Origin of the sequence: Porcipelethomonas sp. (assembly GCF_051893655.1) — a bacterium.
Lineage (GTDB): Bacteria > Bacillota > Clostridia > Oscillospirales > Ruminococcaceae > Porcipelethomonas.
In genome coordinates, this window is record NZ_JBJFHN010000016.1 from 1 (window position 1) to 4,804 (window position 4,804).

General features: G+C 38.6%; 8 protein-coding genes. 7 read left to right on the forward strand and 1 reads right to left on the reverse strand.

Translation table 11 applies throughout. The features are described from left to right. The 7 genes from ACI4WO_RS00595 to ACI4WO_RS00625 all read left to right on the forward strand — a co-directional run. The coding region (locus ACI4WO_RS00595; RefSeq protein WP_439805622.1) for a DUF4314 domain-containing protein at positions 1-140 on the forward strand (140 nt) is incomplete at its 5' end. 2 nt (positions 141-142) lie between these two features. After that, positions 143-538 carry a class II glutamine amidotransferase gene (locus ACI4WO_RS00600; RefSeq protein ID WP_439805615.1) on the forward strand — a complete coding sequence of 132 codons (396 nt, stop codon included), beginning with the start codon at positions 143-145 and terminating at the stop codon, positions 536-538. 53 nt (positions 539-591) lie between these two features. Next, positions 592-1,098, forward strand: coding sequence for a hypothetical protein (locus tag ACI4WO_RS00605; RefSeq protein ID WP_439805616.1), 507 nt, complete (start codon positions 592-594; stop codon positions 1,096-1,098). 265 nt (positions 1,099-1,363) lie between these two features. Further along, positions 1,364-1,882, forward strand: coding sequence for a DUF1643 domain-containing protein (locus ACI4WO_RS00610; RefSeq protein ID WP_439805617.1), 519 nt, complete (start codon positions 1,364-1,366; stop codon positions 1,880-1,882). A 2-nt stretch (positions 1,883-1,884) separates the two neighbouring features. Beyond that, the gene (locus ACI4WO_RS00615; protein WP_439805618.1) at positions 1,885-2,175 is read left to right on the forward strand and encodes a hypothetical protein; all 291 of its coding nucleotides are present in this window, start codon (positions 1,885-1,887) and stop codon (positions 2,173-2,175) included. A gap of 2 nt (positions 2,176-2,177) precedes the next feature. Continuing rightward, positions 2,178-3,740 carry a recombinase family protein gene (locus tag ACI4WO_RS00620; protein ID WP_439805619.1) on the forward strand — a complete coding sequence of 521 codons (1,563 nt, stop codon included), beginning with the start codon at positions 2,178-2,180 and terminating at the stop codon, positions 3,738-3,740. A 15-nt stretch (positions 3,741-3,755) separates the two neighbouring features. Beyond that, positions 3,756-4,046, forward strand: a complete 291-nt coding sequence (locus ACI4WO_RS00625) for a DUF960 domain-containing protein (RefSeq protein WP_439805620.1) — start codon at positions 3,756-3,758, stop codon at positions 4,044-4,046. Between the two features lie 136 nt (positions 4,047-4,182). Here ACI4WO_RS00625 and ACI4WO_RS00630 read toward each other — a convergent pair. Then, the coding region (locus ACI4WO_RS00630; RefSeq protein ID WP_439805621.1) for a hypothetical protein at positions 4,183-4,804 on the reverse strand (622 nt) is incomplete at its 5' end.

Below are 4,804 nucleotides of genomic sequence, written 5' to 3' on the forward strand. Positions count from 1 at the left end.
CAGTTCCGGCTGGCACAAAAGGCACAGTAGACCATGTTGACGATATGGGTACAATCCATATGAAATGGAGTAACGGCAGCTGTCTTGGAATATGCCCTGACACTGACAGATTTCATGTCATTGGAAAGGACGGTGAATAATCATGTGTGCAGTATTTGGTTTTCTTGACTACAAAAGAATAATCAGCAACAGCATTCTCAAACGCCTCATTAAAAATCTCGCCGTAGCCGCAGAAGAACGAGGCACAGACGCAACAGGCATCTCCTTCGTCAGAAAGGGAGAAATCGTCACCTACAAAAAGCCAAAGCCGGCTCACAGGGTCAGATTCTTTTTTCCGGAAGGAACATCAGTGGTCACAGGGCACACCAGAATGACCACCCAGGGCAGCGAGAGCCGCAACTACAACAACCACCCATTCGAGGGCTCCTGCGGCACAGAAAAGTTTGCTCTCGCACACAACGGCGTACTCTACAACGACAGGGAACTTCGCAGAAAAACAGCCTTCCTGCAACAGAAATCGAAACAGACAGCTACATAGCCGTACAGCTTCTGGAACAGGGAGAACAACTCGACACAGAAAACGTTAAAAAAATGGCAGAGCTTGTTGACGGCAGTTTTGTCTTTACAATTTTAAGAAATGACAATACGCTTATTCTTGTAAAAGGCAGTAATCCATTGACAATATATCATTTTCCTGAGTTAGGACTGTATGTGTATGCAAGTACAAAAAGCATACTTGACAAGGCTTTGAAGAAGTCAGCTCTGCCCTGTGAATTTTGTGAAATCGATGTATCAGAAGGTGACATTCTTGAAATATCTTCGGATGGTAGCATAAGCAGAAGTACCTTTGAAGTAAAAGAAAAATACCATTCTTTCTTAAACCCTTACAGATGGGATATTTCTGACTGGTATGGAACAGATGAGGATATTGAGGAAGATGATTTGCTTGCAATATGCAATTGCTTCGGAGTAGACAGGGAAGATGTTGAATTTCTTTATTCATGCGGCTATACACCGGATGAGATAGAAGAAATGCTGTTTGATACTGACCTTTTTGAGGAAACGTTAAACGAGGTAAGAGCACTGTTAAAGTGTTAGGTGAAAGGTGGTGTTAAAAATGAAAGGATTCTTAACAGGCATAATATTTACCCTTGTGGCAGAGGGGGTATTAGTAGCTACTGTTGTTGTGAAAAAAGTAAAGGAGGCTGATAGCGAATGAAAAATGCAATTGAAATTGTTGTTGAAGGGGTAGTGTTTATTGCGACAATAATAAAGGTCATACGCAAAAGAAAAAGATAACTGAAAGACAGGCAGAGGCTTAAATGCTTCTGCCTGTTTTTTTGAGTTGGAAAGAGGTGTATAAATGTTAGAAGAAACTACGGTAATAAAAAGCAAGGCGATATTTTCTGATGATAAGAAACACAGGCTTCTTCTTCGCAGAGAGTGGGATAAGGATAAAAAATCAGCAATGATTGTTATGATAAATCCCAATACTGCTGATACACTCTGTATGGATCTGACAACGATGCTGACACTGAATAATCTTTCTGCACTCGGCTTTGGAAGTGTAAACATTGTAAATCTTTACAGCAGGATAACTGGTAAGCTGAATCTCAGGTTCAACAGTGACGATGACCTGATTGCAAAAGACTGCGACGAAATAATACAGCAGTACGCAGCAATAAGTGATGCGATAATCATTGCCTGGGGTACTGTTGGAAAGAACACTCAGAGAGTAAGAGAACGTCAGAAGTATGTGCTTAACCTGATGAGACCTTACGCAAATAAGATGTACCAGATTGGAAAGAACGCTTGCCATCCACTCACGCCGTCAGTACGAAGTGGATGGAAACTTGAACCTTTTGAAATGGAGACTAATTGAAAATGATTAAATTAACAAATCTTAAAGAAACAGATAATATTAAACCCTTAATGCTCAGAGCTTACATAGCCAGAAAGATAACTGCCCTTATGGAAGAATACAGTGTAGATAATCTTGATGATATCGGCTGTTTTATTGTACTTGAAAAGAACGAATTTTCTGAGTTTCCAATGATGAGTGAAATGGAGTTTGTTGAAATGCTCGAATTTGGGGATAAGATGTACTTACACAGTGTCAGAATAGTAAGCGATAATTATGCTGAGGATTACTTACTTGAAATTGAAAGGACTTGAATATGGCTGTAATTGAAAGAATACGTGCTGTTGCCTACTGCCGGTACTCATCTTCAAATCAGCATGAAACATCAATTGAAGGTCAGATGAGGAGTATTGAGGAATTCTGCAAAAAACAGAACTGGATTCTTGTCAGCTCCTATCAGGACAGAGCTGTTTCAGGTACTACGGATAATCGGGAGCAGTTTCAAAAGATGATTTCCGACAGTTATAATCATAATTTTGAACGTGTGGTAGTTTATAAGCTTGATAGATTCGCAAGAAACCGTTATGACTCAATAATTTACAAAAACAAGCTGAAAAAGAATGATGTTCTGCTTTGTTCAGTGAATGAAAATCTAACTGACTCACCAGAATCTGTTATTCTTGAATCATTACTTGACGGCATGAACGAATATTACTCCAAAGCGTTGTCACAAATAGTAATCCGTGGACATTTAGAAAATGCCTACAAATGTATACATAACGGAGGGATTCCGCCGTTAGGCTATCGTGTTAATTCTGAAAGAAAGCTTGAAGTTGTACCCGAAGAGGCAAAAATTGTGAAGCTCATCTTTGAGTTGTATACACAGGGATATGGTTACAGCTATATTCTTGACAGGCTCAGCGAATTGAATTATCATACAAAAACAGGAAGAACATTTTCAAAGTCATCTTTGTATGAAATTCTGTCAAATCCAAAATATGCAGGTAACTTTGTATATAATAGGCTTGCTTCAAAGGATATTGACGGTAAGAGAAACGGGCATAAGACTAAATCTGCTGATAAGATAGTTTGCATAGAAGGTGGGTGCGATAAAATTGTATCAAAGGCTATGTTTGACAAGGCACAACGCATAAAAGCTGCTAATAAGAGAAATGCCGGGAGATACAGTTCAAAGGAAATGTACCTGCTAAGCGGCAAAGTAATATGTGATTGCTGTGGACGTAAAATGACAGGGAACAGGAGCAAATGCGGCAGAAATAAGTCTTTACTGGTTTCATACAGATGTCCTTCTTTGAAAAAGGTTTGTAAGAATAAGGAAATAAATGCCACGTATTTAAATAGCCATGTTTCAGTTCTGATAGGACAAAAGCTTTTAAATCTTAAGAGTCTTAAAAAGGCTGTTGCTAAAGTCAACAAGTATATTGAAAAGTATAATACTGATTATGACAGTAATTATGATACTGTTTTAGCTCAATATTCAGAAATACTTGATAACCTTGCCAATATAACTGCGGCTGTTGAAAAAGGGTTAGTCACAGAGGATTTGATGCAGAGAGCTGAAAATCTTGAGGCTGAGAAAACAGAACTTGAAAAACGATTGTGTACAATGAAATTGTTGGAACCTGTTAAGTATGAGGATTTTGAACACCTTCTGAGGCAGTACAAGGAAATAAAGCATAATACTGAGGAGTATCGCACATTCATACAGCAGTTTGTTAAAGAGATAAGGGTTCGTCCCTATGACTTTGATATTGTACTGGATATGGGGCTTGGTGTTGTTGCTGATGAGCTTACAGAAAAAATAACCATGAGGCGTGAAGAGTTGTACAAGCTGTTCGACTCTCATGTCCGTGAATGATACGGAGGAATTGATATGTTTGAGAGTAGTAAAGGAAGATACCTGACAAGAGGCGTTGATGCAGAAATTCCGGTGGAATTACAAATCTTTATGTGGCAGGCTGTTGACAATATGCCGGAACCGAAAGATTATTTGCAAGTTTTTAATCTTAGTGAGGAAAATGGTTTACAGGTAATACACCACACATCTGAACAGCCGGCTTTTGAAATGACATACATCATCCCGACTGATAAATCGATAACAACAAAGGTCTACATCATAGATGATGGCGAACACTGCACAATGCTTCTTGCTGAGGAATACTGATAAAAAGGTCCAAGCCACATAACGTGACTTGGACCATTTTTGCCGTCCTGCCGCCCGGCGAACTGTCGCTAAGCGATAAGCGACTCCGCTGAGGCGTGCGATACGGCACCTGTCTAAAATAATTACATGTATTTTTTTAATACTTCTCTTTGCTTTCAGAAAAATATGGGAAAACGGGAAATTTATTCTCTTCAATAAATTGGCGACCTTCAGAAGTGTTTTTTACAAATACACAAATTGAGTCGCATATGGGATTGAATTTATCTGTCTGTTTACTGATTTTACCATTACTGTTAAGATATACCATTCTGTTGTACTGAGGAATAACAGCAAGGATAACTTTTGAATTTTTTTTCTTGATTTTATTGCATAAACGCTGAATAATGTTAACCCGGCTCCATGTTACAGATTTGTTTTTAGCTTCACCGATACTTTCTGCAAGTATATCAAGAACTTCTTCAGACGGAAGTTTAATGGTACAGATAATCACAGAATCGGAGTAAATAGATAAATGATACCTGTTATGGTATAATACACTCTCAATCTCATCAGAGTCATAAAAGGTGTATACTTTTGTGATTCTGTAAGCAACGGCTGTTGTCAGACGTTCGCCATGTGAATATTCGCCGTTTTCTGTCAGTTCAGATATGAGGATTTTTCTCATCTGAGAATATTTCGGAAACTTTACTTTTTGATGTATTGCTGATTCAGAAGCATAGCTTATGATATCAGAATACACATGTTCCAGTGAATGACTA